1 protein-coding gene is annotated in these 1,055 nt (G+C 64.1%); it reads right to left on the reverse strand.

All coding sequences use genetic code 11. The annotated features are described in order from the left end of the window. Positions 1 to 1,055: 4-hydroxyphenylpyruvate dioxygenase (gene hppD, locus WKW79_RS36995; protein ID WP_340340192.1), on the reverse strand; the 1,055-nt coding region annotated here is incomplete at both ends.

Consider the following 1,055-nt stretch of genomic DNA (forward strand, 5'->3'; position numbering starts at 1 on the left):
GCCTGCAGCACGCCGCGGCGCACCTGGTCGCGCTCGATCGACTGGAACAGCGCCTTGAAGTTGCCTTCGCCGAAGCCGTCGCTGTAGTCACCCTTGCGCTGGATGAATTCGAAGAACACCGGACCGCCGAACACCGTCTCCGAGAAGATCTGCAGCAGCAGGCGCGGCTGGCCGCCTTCGGTCGTGCCATCGAGCAGGATGCCGCGCGCCTGCAGCTCGGGGATCGACTCGCCGTGGCCCGGCAGGCGCGTTTCGAGCATCTCGTAGTAGATGTCGTTGGGTGCGGTCAGCAAGGGGATGCCGGCCAGGCCGAGCTGGTCGATGGTGTCGATGAGGTTGTCGCTCAAGAGCGCGATGTGCTGGATGCCCTCGCCGTTGAACTTCATCAGGAACTCCTCGATCTGGCCGGAGCCCTTGGACGATTCCTCGTTCAGCGGAATGCGGATCTTGCCGTCCGGTGCCGTGAGCGCCTTGGACGTCAGGCCGGTGTATTCGCCCTGGATGTCGAAGTAGCGAATCTCGCGGAAGTTGAACAGCTTCTCGTAGAAGTTGGCCCAGAAGGTCATGCGGCCACGGTAGACGTTGTGGGTCAGGTGGTCGATGACTCGCAGGCCGACGCCCGGCGGGTGGCGGTCCACGCCCTCGATGAATTCGAAGTCGATGTCGTAGATCGACTTGCCATCTTCATAGCGGTCGATCAGGTACAGCGGCGCGCCGCCAATGCCCTTGATGGCGGGCAGGCGCAGTTCCATCGGTCCGGTGGCGATCTCGATGGGCTGCGCGCCGAGTTCCAGCGCGCGGGCATAGGCCTTGTGCGAATCCTTCACGCGGAAGGCCAGGCCGCAGGCCGCGGGGCCATGCTCGGCCGCGAAGTAGGCGGCGGGGCTGTGCGGCTCGCGATTCACGATGAAGTTGATGTCGCCCTGGCGGTAGAGCACCACGTCCTTGGAGCGGTGCTTGGCGACCAGCGTGAAGCCGAGCTTCTCGAAAAAGGGCTCCAGGGTGTTCGCGACGGGCGAAGCGAATTCAACGAACTCGAAGCCTTGAAGGCCCAT

This window comes from Variovorax robiniae (assembly GCF_037889955.1).
Classification (GTDB): Bacteria; Pseudomonadota; Gammaproteobacteria; order Burkholderiales; family Burkholderiaceae_C; genus Variovorax; species Variovorax robiniae.